This window comes from Pseudomonas sp. NFACC08-1, assembly GCF_900106735.1.
GTDB classification, from domain to species: domain Bacteria; phylum Pseudomonadota; class Gammaproteobacteria; order Pseudomonadales; family Pseudomonadaceae; genus Aquipseudomonas; species Aquipseudomonas fluorescens_Q.
The window spans coordinates 111,119-125,437 of the sequence record NZ_FNNL01000012.1 but is presented as its reverse complement, the minus strand read 5'-3'; the positions used below and the strand labels follow the sequence as shown (position 1 = coordinate 125,437).

The following is a 14,319-nucleotide window of genomic DNA, read 5'->3' as shown; positions in this document are numbered from 1 at the left end:
GTCCCAACCTTGATCAGAGCATCGGCTTGCCTCCGGTAATCCCATAACGGGCTCCGGAAATGTAGCTGGCTTCGTCCGAGGCCAGCAGCACATAGATCGGCGCCACTTCAACCGGCTGGCCAGGGCGGCCAAGGGGTGTCTGGGAACCGAAATTCTGTACTTCTTCCTCGGGCATGGTCGCCACGATCAGCGGCGTCCAGATCGGTCCGGGTGCCACGCTGTTCACACGGATGCCCTTGGGGCCGAGCATTTGCGCCAAGCCGCCGGTGAAGTTGGCAATGGCGCCCTTGGTGGTGGCATAGGCCAGCAGCGTCGGCTTGGGCATGTCGGAGTTGACCGAGCTGGTGTTGATGATCGAGCCACCCGGCTTCATGTGCGGCACGGCGGCCTGGCAGATCCTGAACATCGCGGTGATGTTGATATCGAACGTACGCACCCATTCTTCGTCGGGAATATCCTCCAGGTTTTCGTGGGTCATCTGGAACGCGGCGTTGTTGACCAGGACGTCGATATGCCCGAAGCGGGCGACGGTTTCATCGACGATCTTGCGGCACAAGCCTTTGTCCGCCAGATCACCGGGCAGCAATAGGCATTGGCGCCCGGCCTGCTCGACCCAGCGTGCGGTTTCCCGGGCGTCTTCATGCTCGTCCAGGTAGGCAATCGCCACATCCGCACCTTCACGGGCGAAGGCAATGGCCACGGCACGACCGATGCCGCTGTCGGCGCCGGTGATCAGGGCGATTTTGTTCGCCAATCGTCCGGAGCCGGTGTAGCTCTGTTCGCCGCAGTCCGGGTAAGGGTCCATTTTGCGCTGGCTGCCGGGCACCGGCTGGCTTTGTTTAGGGAAAGGCGGGAAAGGGTAGTCGACCATCGTCGTTCTCCAGGTGGGTTGCGATGGAGGGTGGACTTTGGGTTTTCGGGCAGAGTTCGGTCGAATTGTCCGGCCAGTCGATGAGCGTAATAAGGCGTGTTTCGTCGGCGAATAGAGGGGCCTGGCGAACATTGGACGGGCCTGTATTCTCCAATGTGAGTACAGGTGTCGTTTAAGGAGCAGGGCAATGTTCAGCCACATACAGATCGGCGCGCGCGACCTGCCGACAATGGTCGCTTTTTATGATGCAGTCCTCGGCTGCCTGGGGCTGGAGCGTATCGAGGGCGAAAATGATTCGGGCCCGCCGGGAGAAGGCTGGCGTCAGCCCGGCAAGCATTGGCCCCAGGTTTTCGTCCAGTTGCCTTTCAATGGCCTGCCCGCTACGTGGGGCAATGGCATGCAAGTGAGCTTCGCCGCGGACTCCCCGCAAACCGTGCGTGCTGCCTGGGAGCAGGCGATTGCCATGGGCGGCTCCGACGAAGGCCCTCCCGGCCCGAGGCCGCAGTATTGCGAAGGCTATTTTGGGGCCTATTGCCGCGATCCGGAGGGCAACAAGCTGTGCTTTGTCCATGCGCCGGATATGCATGAATAAAGCACAGACCCCATTGCGGCCAGGAGCTTGTGTGGCGAGGGAGCTTGCTCCCGCTGGGGCGCGTAGCGGCCCCTATCTGAGGGCTTCGCAGGCCAGCGGGAGCAAGCTCCCTCGCCACAGGATCAGCCCCTGGCCCTCAGGCTGCGCTCCATCCGCGTGATCCCTTCCTCCAGCAGCGCCCGCGGGCAGCCGAAGTTCAAGCGCACGAACTGACCGGCGTCGTCGCCAAAATCCAGGCCGGCACTCAGCCCCACCTTGGCTTCTTTCAGGAAGAAGCCCTGCGGGTCATCCAGTCCCAACCCGGAGCAATCCAGCCAAGCCAGGTAAGTGCCCTGGGGTACGGTCATGGTGATGCCCGGCAGGCGAGTGTTCACTGCATCGACCAGGTAATCGCGGTTGGCTTGCAGGTACGCCTTCAGGGCCTCTAGCCACGGACCGGCTTCGCTATAGGCCGCACGGGTCGCTTCAAGGCCCAGGGCATTGACGCTGTCGACCATGCCGGCCCGGGCGCTGTTGACCCGTTCGCGCAGCTTGGTGTTCTGGATAATGGCGAACGAGGTCTTCAACCCGGCGATATTGAAGGCCTTGCTGGCGGACATCAGGGTGATGGTGCGCTCGGCAATCTCCGGGCTGAGGGAGGCGGTTGGAATGTGCACACGGCCGTCGAAGCACAGTTCGGCATGGATTTCGTCGGAGATGATCCAGGCGTCCTGCTCCAGGCAGATGTCTGCCACGGCCTTGAGTTCCTGGCGGTCAAACACCTTGCCCAACGGGTTGTGAGGATTGCTCAGCAACAGCGCGCCACCGCCCTGCAAGGCCTCGCGCAACGCAGCCAATGGCGTGTGGAATTCACCGTTGACCGGGTGGAATGGCAATTCCACTTTGTTCAACTGCCAGTGACCTGGGGCGTTGCGCAGCGGCGGGTAGTTGGGCACCTGCACCACGACATTCTGCTGGGGCGCTACCAAGGCATGCAGGGCCATGTTGAAGCCCGGCTCGACACCCGGCAGGAACACAATCTGCTGGGGCTCGACGCGCCAGGCGTACTTGCTCCACAGATCGGCCACGACGGCGGCGCGCAGATCGTCCTGGGCCACGCTGTAGCCCAGCATCGGATGTTCCAGGCGCTTGTGCAGCGCGTCGATGATCACGGGTGGGGCGGGGAAGTCCATATCGGCGACCCACATCGGCAACACATCGGCCGGGTAGCGGCTCCATTTGGTACTGCCGGTGCCGTGGCGTTCCAATACCGTGTCGAAATCGAAAGTCATGGGGGTTCCATCAGTCAGTCATGAGATGGCGAACATCATAAAGCAAAGGCCAGTGAGAAAAGCTTGGTGGCGTAGTGCCACCAACTGATGATAATCAGTTACAGTTCACTGTCGAAACGCCCCCAAGACGTGAACGGCATTGGTAACGGACCCTCCAGGCCTTTGAAAAGGACGACCCCCATGACATCGCCCGTGCGCTTTAACGATCACCACCGTAGAGCCGATCGCATCATGTTGGGGCTGCTTTGGCTCACGTTGTTGTATTCCCTGAGCCTGGCATTCCTGCACTCGACGTTTACCCAGGCGCTGCTGGTCGGAGCGACAACCTGCGTGGCGAGCACCGCGCTTTATCGCGTCCTGGTGGGCACTCGGGCCATGCGCTGTGTTATCGCGGTGGCGTTGATGGTCATGGCGGCATTGCACATCAACCAGACCCAGGGTGTGATCGAATTCCACTTCGGGATCTTCGTGCTGCTGGCCGTGTTGACGTTCTACCGTGACTGGCTGCCGATTGTCGTGGCCGCCGCCACCATTGCGGTTCATCACCTCGGTTTTCACTGGCTCCAACACCAGGGTTATCCGGTGTTCGTGATGGATACCCACGGTGGCTGGTCGATGGTCTTTCTCCACGCGTTCTACGTGGTAGTGGAAAGTGTGATCCTGATTTACCTGGCGAACCAGAGCCTGGCCGACGCCACGGAAAACCAGGATGTGCTCGATAAGGTTCTGGTGGCGGCCGCGCAATTGAGCAACGACGCTGGCAGGCAGCACAACGAGGGCGTCAAGGTCTCGTCGAGCGAGCGATTCGATCATTTCCTCCAGCAGGTCACCCAACTGGTGGACGGCGTGGTGCGCGACACCCGAAACCTCTCGGACCTGGGCCAGGACCTGTCCCAAGTCGGCCAGACCCTGGAAACCGGCGCCCGCCACCAACTCGATGAAGTGGCGCAGATGAGCGCAGCGATCAGCCATCTGGTCCAGGCCATGGAGAACATCGCCGGCCATGTCGACCAGACCTTGCAGCGTGCCGGCCAGGCCAACGAGCAGGTCAACCGCGGGCGCAGCACGGTTGACCAGACCCGAGAAGAGATCGTCGAGCTGGCCGGGCGCATCAACCTGACCAACGAAACCGTGCAAGTCCTGGCTGAACAGGCGCAACAGATCGGCCAGGTGCTGGATGTGATCAATGGTATCGCCGAACAAACCAACCTGCTGGCCCTCAACGCGGCCATCGAAGCCGCTCGGGCCGGCGAGCAGGGCCGTGGTTTCGCGGTGGTGGCCGACGAAGTCCGGACCCTGTCCCAAAAGACCTCGATGTCCACCACGCAAATCCAGCAGATCATCGCCAAGCTGCAGCAGGGCAGCCGCCAGGCCGCTGTCGCCATGCAAGACAGCCGGGATGGAGTGGCGCGCTGCGTGTCCGCCAGCCAACTCGCTTCACAACTGCTCCACGCCGTGGTGGAAGACATCGCAGTGATCAACCATTTCAACGACCTGATCGCCACTACCACCCAGGAACAATCCAAGGCGTCGATGGGGATCAATGAGCGCTTGCAGAGCGTCCAGGCCGTGGCTGAGCGCAACGCCGACAACATTGGCATCCTGACTCGCAGCAGTCAGTGCTTGCCGCCGTTGGCAGAGCGTTTGGCGGTGTTGGGGCAAGCGTTTCATGGCAAAGCCGGGACGCTCTGAGCGGCAGGATCTGCAGTGACCACCGCGCCTACATACCGGTAGCAAACGCCGGAGGATGTTCGAGGGTCAGCCGTATCTCGCGAAACGCAACTTCGTACTGGCAGAGCATGCGCAACGCCCAATCAGCCCGCCCCCGAATGCGATTGTCGTCTTCGTGGGCCGGCTCCTGGCCGTTGAGCATCGACTCCACCTGCCGAATGATCAGCTGTTCCGGCAAATACATGATCCGGCAATTCTTGTAGCTCGACGCACGCAGCTCGGCGATGGGATAGGCGCCGCCAAGTCCAGCCGAGACGCCCACCAACAGCGCGGGTTTGTGCCCGAGCTCCTTGGTCCCCGCATAGAGGAAGAAGTTCTTCAGCGCGGGGCAGGCCATGCCATTCCACTCCGGGCTGATCACGATCAGTGCTGTCGCTTTGGCAAGGATCGATTGTTGGGCACGCCACACCTCATCGCGGTCTTTTTCCGGCCAAAGCGGCAATCGGCAGGCGGCCAGGTCAATCAAGTCGCTGGCGTCGCACAGGTTGAGATCCTTCAGTCGCTGGCGCAGATAACGCGCCACTTTGAGCGACTGACTGTCCCCGCGGTTGGAACCCGACAGCACAACGATGTGGCGGCTCATTGCGTCACCTCCGGTTGTGCGCTGGCCTTGGGCGCGGTACGGCGTGAGCGCACGACGGGCCAGAACAATTCCTCTTGCCAACTGATCGGTGACAGGTGCTCGATTCCGTAGGCTGGCGGGCGTCGGCGCGTGATTTTTGCCGTCCCGAACAGCACATCCCATAGAAACAACAGGTTGCCGAAGTTGCCTTTGTAATGAGTGACACCGTCCTCGGCCGTCAAGCCATGGTGGGCAGAGTGGGTGGATGGGGTGGAAATTATCCGCTCCAGAAGCCAGACCACGGGCCGCAAACCACGAACCCCATAAAGCTTGTCATCCCATGCAACACTGCTGTGCGCCGCGAAAATAACAGTCATCTTGATGATCAGGTAAACGTAGTAGACCGGCGCGAGGCCCAGGTAGATCAGCATGCCGGACAGCCAGATCCCGGGCATGAGCAGGTAATAAAAACTGTTGTTGCGGTAAACGATCCGGACACTCATGTAGGGCGCGGAATGATGGGCGCGATGCAACGCATAGAGGGCGGGAACCCGGTGAGTCAGGCGATGCCACCAGTATTGAGTCATGTCGTCCAGCAACAGGAACAACACGAACCCGGCGACCCAGGGGATCGCCACCAGCGCGTCCTTCATCTGCGGGGCAACCAGGCTGAGCAACTTGCCGCTCAGCCACATGACGGCGGGGAAGGTGATTGCAACCAGGATCCCGGAGCCGATGACTTCAATCAGTACATCACGCCTGCCGCCCGATGACTGGCGCAAGGCCGAGCAAGCAAGTTCCAGCAAAATGAAGGCGAGGAATATCCCGGCCACGACGACAGAAGGATTATTGGCGAGCATTGTTGTATTCATGGCACTCTCGATTAAGGCCCCAGCGGGCAATGCCATTTCATTAGAAGCCAGCGAGTCAGCCCTCCCAATGCGCGAAACGGACAGAATCGAGCGAGAAGCGGTCAATCGTTCACCCCAACGCTTTCACCGGGGCAAATTGGGCCAGGTGCTGGAGCGTTTCCTGGACAGTCACGCTGGCGGGAGGCAAAAAGACTACAACCTGATCGAGCTGGATCAGCTCTGGCGCGAAGCGGCGCGCGTCGATCCGGCGATCGGCTTGAAACTGTTTGAGCTATTTACGCCTCAGGACTGGCACGTCCTGGCTTATCTTTGCCTGTACAGCCCTGACGTCTTGTCGGCCATGCAGCTTTGGGCACGCTACGCCGCGCTCGCCTCGGATACGGACACGGTGCGCTTGCTCAATGACGAAAACGGCCTGGGCGTCGAGTTGAGTGTCGATGCGCCGGGGGATTTGGCGCGGTACGTCGTAGAGCACTATGGCGTAATGGCCGTTACGCAATTACGGCGAGGAACGGGACAGGACATACAGCCGATTCTCGCCAGATTCGCCCATTCGCGGCCCTCGTATTACCAACAGTACAGCCAATGGTTTGGAGACCGTATCGAGTTCGACTGCCCGGACAACCGTTTCTATTTCGATGCCCCAAGCGCACGCCTGCCGATGCAGACGCGTCATCACGGCATGTTGGAGCTGTTGACCCAGGAGCTCGACCGCCGGGTCGCCGCGCACCGCAGTTTCACCGGCTGGTCGGCCAGGCTGGCCGACGGTGTCCGGCGATCATTGGCCAAAGGCGAAACGCCAACGCTGGTCGATCTGGCGCAAGCACTGCACCAGACGCCGAGAACCTTGCGCAGGCGCCTTGAGGAACAAGGCACGACCTTCAGGCAGTTGCTCGACCAGGTTCGCGGCGAACTGGAGTTGCTTTTGGAAATGCAGGGCGAATCCCCGGCGCAGATTGCCGCTCAGCTGGGTTACAGCGATACGACCGCGTACCTGCATGCACGAAGCAGATGGCGTGCGGTGAAGTAAGGCAATCAGCGAGCCCTCCCGATACGAATGTATCTCTGTGTATCCAAGGCCATTGTTGATACGGACGATTTCATTCAAGACCGTCGCTGACACATGCGCGATACCTGGCCGACGTCAAATGAGCCCACCGAGACAGCCCCAGCCGTCTCATTGGCTCACCCCACGTCGGAGATAACATCATGAACTGGAAAAACCTCGGCATCGCTTCCCTGTTTGCCGCATTGAGCCTTGGCGCTGTCGTGGCCAATGCCCAAGACAGCATCAAGCCTCACACCTACATGTATGGCGACCACCTGGATGTCGCCAAGGTGCTTTCGGTCAAGCAAGGCTCGGGCTGCGGCGTCGTGGAGACACGCATGACCTATTTGGACTCGGCCGGCCAGATCCAGGCACTGGACTACGACGCCGTCGCCCAGGACTGCGCTCAGGACAATTGATCCAGGTCCGTGGGCCACTCACTCAAGGAGAGTCATCATGCTTGCAATTTCATCCGTTTGCGCCTGGCACCGTTGCCTGGTTCACACCGCCAGGGGCAGTGCGCTCAGTCTCGCACTGCTCGCTGCCAGCCCGGGAGCCTGGGCGGCCACCGCCGCGGTCGCGCCAGCCAGTACGGTTCAATCGTCTCAATCCGAGGCCATCCGCCCATACCGCATCCATGTCGATGACGCGAAGCTGGCCGAACTGCGCAAGCGCATTGCCGACGCCCGTTGGCCGGACAAGGAAACCGTCAATGACGTTTCCCAGGGCGTGCAACTGGCCCAGGTACAGGACTTGGTGAAGTATTGGGGCAACGGTTATGACTGGCGCAAGGCCGAGGCCAGGCTCAATGCATTGCCCGAGTTCATCACCACGATCGATGGTGTCGACATCCAGTTCATTCATGTGCGTTCGCGCAATCCCAACGCCATGCCGCTGATCCTTACCCATGGCTGGCCGGGTTCGCAATTCGAGTTCCTCAAGACCATCGGCCCGTTGACCGATCCAACCGCCTACGGGGGGCGTGCCGAGGACTCTTTCGACGTCGTGATTCCGTCGATTCCAGGTCACGGCTTTTCCGGCAAGCCGACCGAGTTGGGCTGGGGCCCGGACCGCGTGGCCAAGGCCTGGGACGTGCTGATGAAACGCCTCGGCTACACCCATTACGTGTCCCAGGGCGGTGATCATGGGTCGGTCATCTCCGACGCCTTGGGCCGCCTGGCGCCGCCCGGTTTGCTGGGTATCCATTTGAACATGCCGGCGACCGTGCCGCCGGAGCTGGTGAAGCCGATCAACAGCGGCGAACCGGCACCGGCCGGGTTGAGCGCTCCAGAACGCACTGCCTACAACTCGCTGAGCAGCTTCTTCGGCCGCAATGCAGCCTACGGCGCAATGATGGTGACCCGGCCGCAGACCATCGGTTACCTGCTGGCAGATTCGCCCTCGGGCACAGCGGCATGGATGTACGAGAAATTTGCCGCCTGGACTGACAGCGAAGGCAAGCCTGAGCGTGTGCTCAGTCGCGATGAAATGCTCGACGACATCAGCCTGTACTGGCTGACCGACACCGGCGCATCGTCCTCCCGTTTCTATTGGGAGAACAACAACAATAACTTCAGTGCGGTGGCGCAAAAAACCGCTGACATCAAGGTCCCGGTAGCGATCACCGTGTTCCCCCACGAAATCTACCGTGCACCAAAAACCTGGGCCCAGCGCGCCTACCCATCGCTGTCCTACTTCAACGAAGTCAGCAAGGGCGGCCATTTCGCTGCCTGGGAGCAGCCGCAATTGTTCAGCGAAGAGTTGCGCGAGGCATTCCGGCCATTGCGTAGCGCCGCGAAAAACACCGTCGCCCAGACCGCTTATTAAACCTTTCCTGGCGGCTCAGAACCGGGAGCCGCTCACCCGCCATTCGTAAGAGAGATTCACATGGACACGACTCTGAACCACCCATCCGCAGCGCGCCATGGTCGCTTGTTCACCCCAGCCCTTCTGGTGTTCGCGATGATGCAATTGGGCGCCTTGGGCTTCGCTTCGTCGCAGGCTAACGCCGCCGATATACCTGCCAGCACCATCGGCGCCATTACACCGGGCAGTCACACCTCGTTCGGCCCGCTGAAGCACGTCAAGGCTGGCCTGTTGGACGTTTCCTATGCCGAGGTCGGTCCCGCCGATGGGCCGGTGGTCATCCTGCTGCATGGTTGGCCCTATGACATTCACAGCTACGCGGATGTGGCGCCAGCGCTGTCAGAGAAGGGCTATCGCGTGCTGATTCCGTACGCCCGTGGTTATGGCGACACGCGCTTCCTGTCGGCCAAGACCCTGCGCAACGGCCAGCCTTCTGCACTGGCAAGCGATCTGATTGATTTCATGGACGCGCTGAGGATCAAGCAGGCCGTGCTCGGCGGTTATGACTGGGGCGCACGCACCGCCGACATTGTCGCGGCCCTTTGGCCGGAGCGGGTGAAGGCGCTGGTGGCGGTGAGTGGCTACCTGATCGGCAGCCAGGAGGCCGGCAAGACACCGCTACCACCGGCCGCCGAACTGCAGTGGTGGTATCAGTTCTACTTTGCGACCGAGCGCGGCCGCCTCGGTTACGAGAAAAACACCCACGACTTCGCCAAACTGATCTGGAAACTGGCGTCGCCCAAGTGGAACTTCGATGACGCAACGTATGAGCGCAGTGCCGCCGCTTTGCAGAACCCCGATCATGTCGCCGTTTCAATCTTCAACTATCGCTGGCGCCTGGGCCTGGTCAAGGGCGAGGCCAAATACGATGCCCTGGAAAAGAAACTGGCGACGTTCCCGTCGATCAGCGTGCCGACCATCACCTTGGAGGGTGATGCCAATGGCGCTCCTCATCCGCCCGCCGAAGCCTATGCCAAGCGTTTCACTGGCCAATACGAACATCGCCTGATCGATGGCGGTGTCGGCCACAACTTGCCGCAAGAAGCACCGCGGGCGTTCGCCCAGGCCGTGATCGACGCCGATCACCTCCAGTGAAGCCGCGTTCCCGGCATCTGAAGTGAAGGGGAACCCGAAACAACGGGTTCGCCTCCCAAAGGCTGATACCTGAAATCACCTTGGATCAGGCAAACATGCCGGCGAATCCGGCAACCGGATAGGCGTTTCGCTCCACATACTCTCGCGGCCCTGAGGCCCTGCCACAGCTGTATCCGAGTGGCGGGGACTTCTGTAGGCCATCGAAAACACGTGTGCGAGTGCTTGATATGGAAAACAACACGATCCGCTTTGCCTGCAACGGCTGCGGCATCTGCTGCAAGGGGCGGCTGATTCCACTGACGTTGGATGAGGCAAGGCAGTGGCTACACCGCGGACATGAGGTGGCGGTCATACTGGAGGCGTTCGATGAGTCAACCTGGCCTTCCGAGCCTAGGCAATTCGCCCACAGCGCCCAACGGGCCGTGGCCGTCACCAGTGGCGATGCCCAGATTCGAGTCGTTGCGGTACTGGCGGGCAATGCGCTGACGCAGTGCCGCAATCTCGGCGACGATGGTCGTTGCGGCATCTATGAAGAGCGGCCGCTGGTCTGTCGAATCTATCCGATGGAAATCAATCCGCTCATTGCCTTGCGTCCTGCCGACAAGGTCTGTCCGCCTGAGGTCTGGGAGACGGGCGAGGTCTTGTTCAGCGACCGCATTGTCGATCCGATCCTGGCCGATCAGATCGAACGCTCCCGCCAGGCGGACAGGGACGATGCCCAGGCCAAGATTGCGCTGTGTGAAGCGATGGGCATGAACGTCGCCGCCTGGAAGGGCAACGCGTTGGCGGTGTACTTGCCTGATCGGGCGCAGTTGACTGAAGCGATCATTCGCTACGATCGCGCCCCCGTGGCACCGACAGGCCTGGATTGGAAAGTGCGGGTCGAAACGCCGGCCCTGGCCCAACGCCTGCTGCAAGTGGGTGTCGCGCTGGATGATCAACGGTCAACCGGCTACATCTTCCAGAATCTTTAGGCACCCAGCCCAACCATCACTTTGTGCCCCCCAAAACTCCTGAATCATATTGTCATTTCTGGCCCGAGGTGACTGATGCGAGCTAGGGATCGTTAAATCGAGTAAGAAATTGCGTCAATCAGGCAAGCGACTCGAACCGCCGACCCAGCATACTGCGTCCATATTGATCAACGACTTACGGTGATGGCGAACAGTGTTCGCATCACCAAGCCGTGGGTCCGATGTTTCCAAGGAGTGAAATGTGCACACCGACTTCAACTGCGACCAGGGCGTCAGCGACATCAGTCGCCTGGCCGGTTCGGTCAGCCAGCTTGTGCCCAGCGAGGGCGACCAGATCACCGCCATTGCCGGCTTGAGCCTGCATCGGCGCAACGCGATCACCGCGCCGACGCACTGCATCTATGGCCTGGGTCTCGGCGTGACCTTGCAGGGCCGCAAGCAAGCCATGCTCGGGGACGAGATACTGACTTACGCGCCGGGCCAGTCGATGGTGACCTGCGTGGATCTGCCGGTCATTTCCCACATCTCCCAAGCCAGCGTCGCCAAGCCGTTCCTGGGCATGATGCTGAGATTCGACAGCACGATGGTGATGCAAGTGGCCGAGCGCATGCAGTTGTCACAACGCATGAGGGACGACGCGTTTCGACCGGTTACCGTACAAGCGCTGGATACCAGGGTGCTGGACGCCCTGCGACGCTTGATAGACCTGCTGGAGGAACCGTCGCTGCTTGAGACAGTCGCTCCGCTGATCAAGGAAGAGATCATCGCGCGCCTGTTGAGCGGTGCCCACGCGCCACAGTTGCTGCATGTGATCGCTGCCGGGTCACCCAGCCAGCACATCGCCAAGACGGTTGCCTGGCTGAAACTGAATTTTCGCCAGGCGTTGCGTATGGACGATCTGGCGGCACAAGCGCACATGAGTCCATCCACGTTTCGCCAGCATTTTCGCACCGTGACCGGAATGAGTCCGTTGCAATACCAGAAGCAGCTGCGGCTACAAGCCGCTCGGCAGTTGATGTTGAGCCAGAATGTCGATGCGAGCAGTGCAGGGGGCTTGGTTGGCTATGAAAGTGCCTCGCAGTTCAGCCGTGAATACAGCCGCCTGTTCGGCGCGCCACCGCAGCGGGATATCAAGCGCATTCGCTTGTGATCGTGAGGCTTGTCTGGCGTTGCGGCCAGACAGCCTCACAGCCTGTCACGCCAATTTGAAAGGTAACTCACGCAACGGTTTACCCGTGAGGCTCGCCACCGCGTTGGCAAAAGCGGGGGCCAGTGCCGGCAGGCCGGGTTCACCCATCCCCGTAGGAGGCTCGGCGCTGGGCACGATGTGGACGGCAAATGTCGGCATGTCGGTAATGCGCGGCACGCTGAAGTCAGCAAAATTGCTTTGTTGCACCACGCCATCTTTCAGCGTGATCGCGCCACCTGGCAGGCACATCGACAATCCCATCAGCGCCGCGCCTTGGACCTGGGCCTCGACACTGCGAGGGTTGACCGCCAGGTTGCAGTGCACACCGGCCGTCACGTTATGCAGCACCGGACGACCGTCCTGCACCGAGGCTTCGACGACGTAGGCCACCACCGAGCTGAACGACTCGTGGACCGCCACGCCCCAGGCATGGCCCGCCGGCAACTGGCGCTTGCCATACTCACTCTTGTCCACGGCCAATTGCAGCGCCTCGCGATGGCGTGGGCTCTGGTCGCCAAACAGCTTCATCCGGTAGGCCACTGGATCCTGCTTGGTCGTGCGGGCGATCTCGTCGATCAGCGTTTCCATCACAAACGCCGTATGGGTGGAGCCCACGCTGCGCCACCACAGCACGGGAACGTTGAGCTTGGGGTGATGAACCGTCAGCCGCATGGGCAGCGGATACGGATCACGCAGGCCTTCCGTGGCGGTCGGGTCGATGCCGTTTTTCACTCGCCCGCCAAACACGGTGCCGGTGATGATCGATTGGCCCACCAGGGCGTGGTCCCAGGCGAGCACCTTGCCGCTGTCGTCAAAACCGATGCGCGCATGGTGCAGGTGCATGGGCCGATAGTAACCGCCCTTGATGTCGTCCTCCCGGCTCCAAAGGGTGCGGATAGGGGCGTTGACCCCGGCGGTGCGCGCGGCCTTGGCGACCTCGCAAGCCAGTACGACGAAATCGTTGGTGGGCACGCCGCGCCGGCCAAAACCACCGCCGGCGGTCTGCACGTTCACCTGGATCTGCTCTGGCTTGAGACCAAGCACCTTGGCGGCCGCGGCACCGTCACCGCCGGGGAACTGCGTACCGACCCACAGTTGAGCGCCATCCCCGGCGAGCTGCACGGTGCAATTGAGGGGCTCCATCGGAGCATGGGCGAGGTAGGGAAACACGAACTCGGCGTCCAGTTGATGCGGCGCGCCAGCAAGTGGCGTCATGTCGGCATCAAAGTGCAGTGGGCCGGGCTGGTTGGCCAGTTCCCGGTATTGAGCCAATTGTTTCTCACTGTCCACTTTTTCTACAGCGCTCGCATCCCACTCCACCTTCAGCGCATCGCGTGCCAGCTTTGCCTGCCAGTAACTGTCGGCGACCACCGCAACACCTTCGGCACCGCCGTCCAGTGGTACGCGCAACACGGCTTTTACCCCTTTCGTGGCACGTGCCGCGCTGTCATCCAGGGAGGCGATTTTGGCGCCGAACACCGGAGGGCGGGCGACAACAGCGGTGAGCTGCCCCGGCAGATGCATGTCGATGCCAAAATCCTGCTGGCCGCTGCTCTTGGCCTTGGCGTCGATGCGTGTCGTGGCCTGGCCGATGATGCGGAAATCCTTGGGATCCTTGAGCGTGATCTGCTCGGGCACCGGCATCGCCATCGCGGCTTCGGCCAGTTCGCCGTAGCTGGCTTTACGGCCTGCCGGGCCGAGGACCGTGCCGGCCTGGGTGCTCAGGCTCGCCACGTCCACGTTCCAGCGCGCGGCGGCGGCACTCAGCAACATGGCGCGGGCACGGGCGCCGAGTTCGCGGTACTGGGTGTAGCTGTTCTTGATCGAGTTGGAACCGCCGGTCAGGTGAATGCCGAAATTCGGGTCCATGTAGGCGGCGTCACTGTTGCCGTTGCGACTGCGTACCAGGCTCCAGTCGGCATCGAGTTCTTCGGCAAGAATCATCGGCAAGCCGGTCTGCACGCCTTGGCCGAACTCCAGGCGGTTGATGGTCACCGTCACTTCGCCGCTGGGCGCGATTTGCACGAATGCCGTGGGTTGCTGGCTCGGTTTGAGTGGCACAGCGGCGCCACTGGTCTCTTGCGCCAGGGCCAGGTGTGGAAACGCCCCCAAGGCCAGCCCGCCGATGCCGACGATCTTGAGAAAACTGCGGCGCGGCAGCGTAGCGGGGCTGTCAGCCTCGTCGCGTTCAAGCAGGAGTTGCAAGGCGCGAGGGCGCTCGTTCGGGAAGATCTCGTTCAACATGGTC

Annotated in this window: 13 protein-coding genes; 8 read left to right on the top strand and 5 right to left on the bottom strand. The window is 61.4% G+C overall.

The genetic code is table 11. From position 1 onward, the window contains the following. Positions 1–13: 13 nt before the first annotated feature. Positions 14–871 carry an SDR family oxidoreductase gene (locus tag BLU76_RS22690; protein WP_092224571.1) on the bottom strand — a complete coding sequence of 286 codons (858 nt, stop codon included), beginning with the start codon at positions 869–871 and terminating at the stop codon, positions 14–16. Between the two features lie 187 nt (positions 872–1,058). Between BLU76_RS22690 and BLU76_RS22685 the strand changes: the two genes are divergently transcribed. Further along, positions 1,059–1,463 carry a VOC family protein gene (locus BLU76_RS22685; RefSeq protein WP_063321290.1) on the top strand — a complete coding sequence of 135 codons (405 nt, stop codon included), beginning with the start codon at positions 1,059–1,061 and terminating at the stop codon, positions 1,461–1,463. Between the two features lie 122 nt (positions 1,464–1,585). Here the strand turns inward: BLU76_RS22685 and BLU76_RS22680 are convergent, their stop codons facing one another. Then, positions 1,586–2,734: a MalY/PatB family protein gene (locus tag BLU76_RS22680; RefSeq protein ID WP_092224569.1), complete on the bottom strand. Its 1,149-nt coding sequence runs from the start codon at positions 2,732–2,734 to the stop codon at positions 1,586–1,588. 180 nt (positions 2,735–2,914) lie between these two features. On the opposite strand from BLU76_RS22680, the gene BLU76_RS22675 reads away from it, so the two are divergent. Continuing rightward, on the top strand, positions 2,915–4,426 hold the full coding sequence (locus BLU76_RS22675) for a methyl-accepting chemotaxis protein (protein ID WP_092224567.1): 1,512 nt from the start codon (positions 2,915–2,917) through the stop codon (positions 4,424–4,426). A 28-nt stretch (positions 4,427–4,454) separates the two neighbouring features. Here BLU76_RS22675 and BLU76_RS22670 read toward each other — a convergent pair whose 3' ends face one another. Together BLU76_RS22670 and BLU76_RS22665 are read right to left on the bottom strand one after the other, a co-directional pair. Continuing rightward, a complete protein-coding gene (locus tag BLU76_RS22670; protein WP_092224565.1) occupies positions 4,455–5,048 on the bottom strand; it encodes an NADPH-dependent FMN reductase in 594 nt (197 codons plus the stop codon). Then, on the bottom strand, positions 5,045–5,899 hold the full coding sequence (locus tag BLU76_RS22665; protein ID WP_092143551.1) for a sterol desaturase family protein: 855 nt from the start codon (positions 5,897–5,899) through the stop codon (positions 5,045–5,047). Before BLU76_RS22665 ends, BLU76_RS22670 begins: the two co-directional genes overlap by 4 nt. Before the next feature lie 67 nt (positions 5,900–5,966). Here BLU76_RS22665 and BLU76_RS22660 point away from each other — a divergent pair, with 67 nt between their 5' ends. From BLU76_RS22660 to BLU76_RS22635, 6 genes are all read left to right on the top strand, one after another. Next, positions 5,967–6,929, top strand: coding sequence for an AraC family transcriptional regulator ligand-binding domain-containing protein (locus tag BLU76_RS22660; RefSeq protein ID WP_092224631.1), 963 nt, complete (start codon positions 5,967–5,969; stop codon positions 6,927–6,929). Between the two features lie 179 nt (positions 6,930–7,108). Then, positions 7,109–7,366, top strand: a complete 258-nt coding sequence (locus BLU76_RS22655) for a DUF2790 domain-containing protein (RefSeq protein WP_092143548.1) — start codon at positions 7,109–7,111, stop codon at positions 7,364–7,366. 37 nt (positions 7,367–7,403) lie between these two features. Then, positions 7,404–8,774 carry an epoxide hydrolase family protein gene (locus BLU76_RS22650; RefSeq protein WP_092224563.1) on the top strand — a complete coding sequence of 457 codons (1,371 nt, stop codon included), beginning with the start codon at positions 7,404–7,406 and terminating at the stop codon, positions 8,772–8,774. Between the two features lie 60 nt (positions 8,775–8,834). Next, the gene (locus BLU76_RS22645) at positions 8,835–9,908 is read left to right on the top strand and encodes an alpha/beta fold hydrolase (protein ID WP_092224561.1); all 1,074 of its coding nucleotides are present in this window, start codon (positions 8,835–8,837) and stop codon (positions 9,906–9,908) included. Between the two features lie 227 nt (positions 9,909–10,135). After that, positions 10,136–10,882, top strand: a complete 747-nt coding sequence (locus BLU76_RS22640; RefSeq protein WP_092224559.1) for a YkgJ family cysteine cluster protein — start codon at positions 10,136–10,138, stop codon at positions 10,880–10,882. Between the two features lie 241 nt (positions 10,883–11,123). Next, complete coding sequence (locus tag BLU76_RS22635; protein WP_072345184.1) at positions 11,124–12,032, top strand: AraC family transcriptional regulator; 909 nt, start codon at positions 11,124–11,126, stop codon at positions 12,030–12,032. 45 nt (positions 12,033–12,077) lie between these two features. On the opposite strand, the gene BLU76_RS22630 is transcribed toward BLU76_RS22635, so the two are convergent. Continuing rightward, positions 12,078–14,315, bottom strand: coding sequence for a xanthine dehydrogenase family protein molybdopterin-binding subunit (locus BLU76_RS22630; RefSeq protein WP_072345186.1), 2,238 nt, complete (start codon positions 14,313–14,315; stop codon positions 12,078–12,080). Between the last annotated feature and the right edge of the window lie 4 nt (positions 14,316–14,319).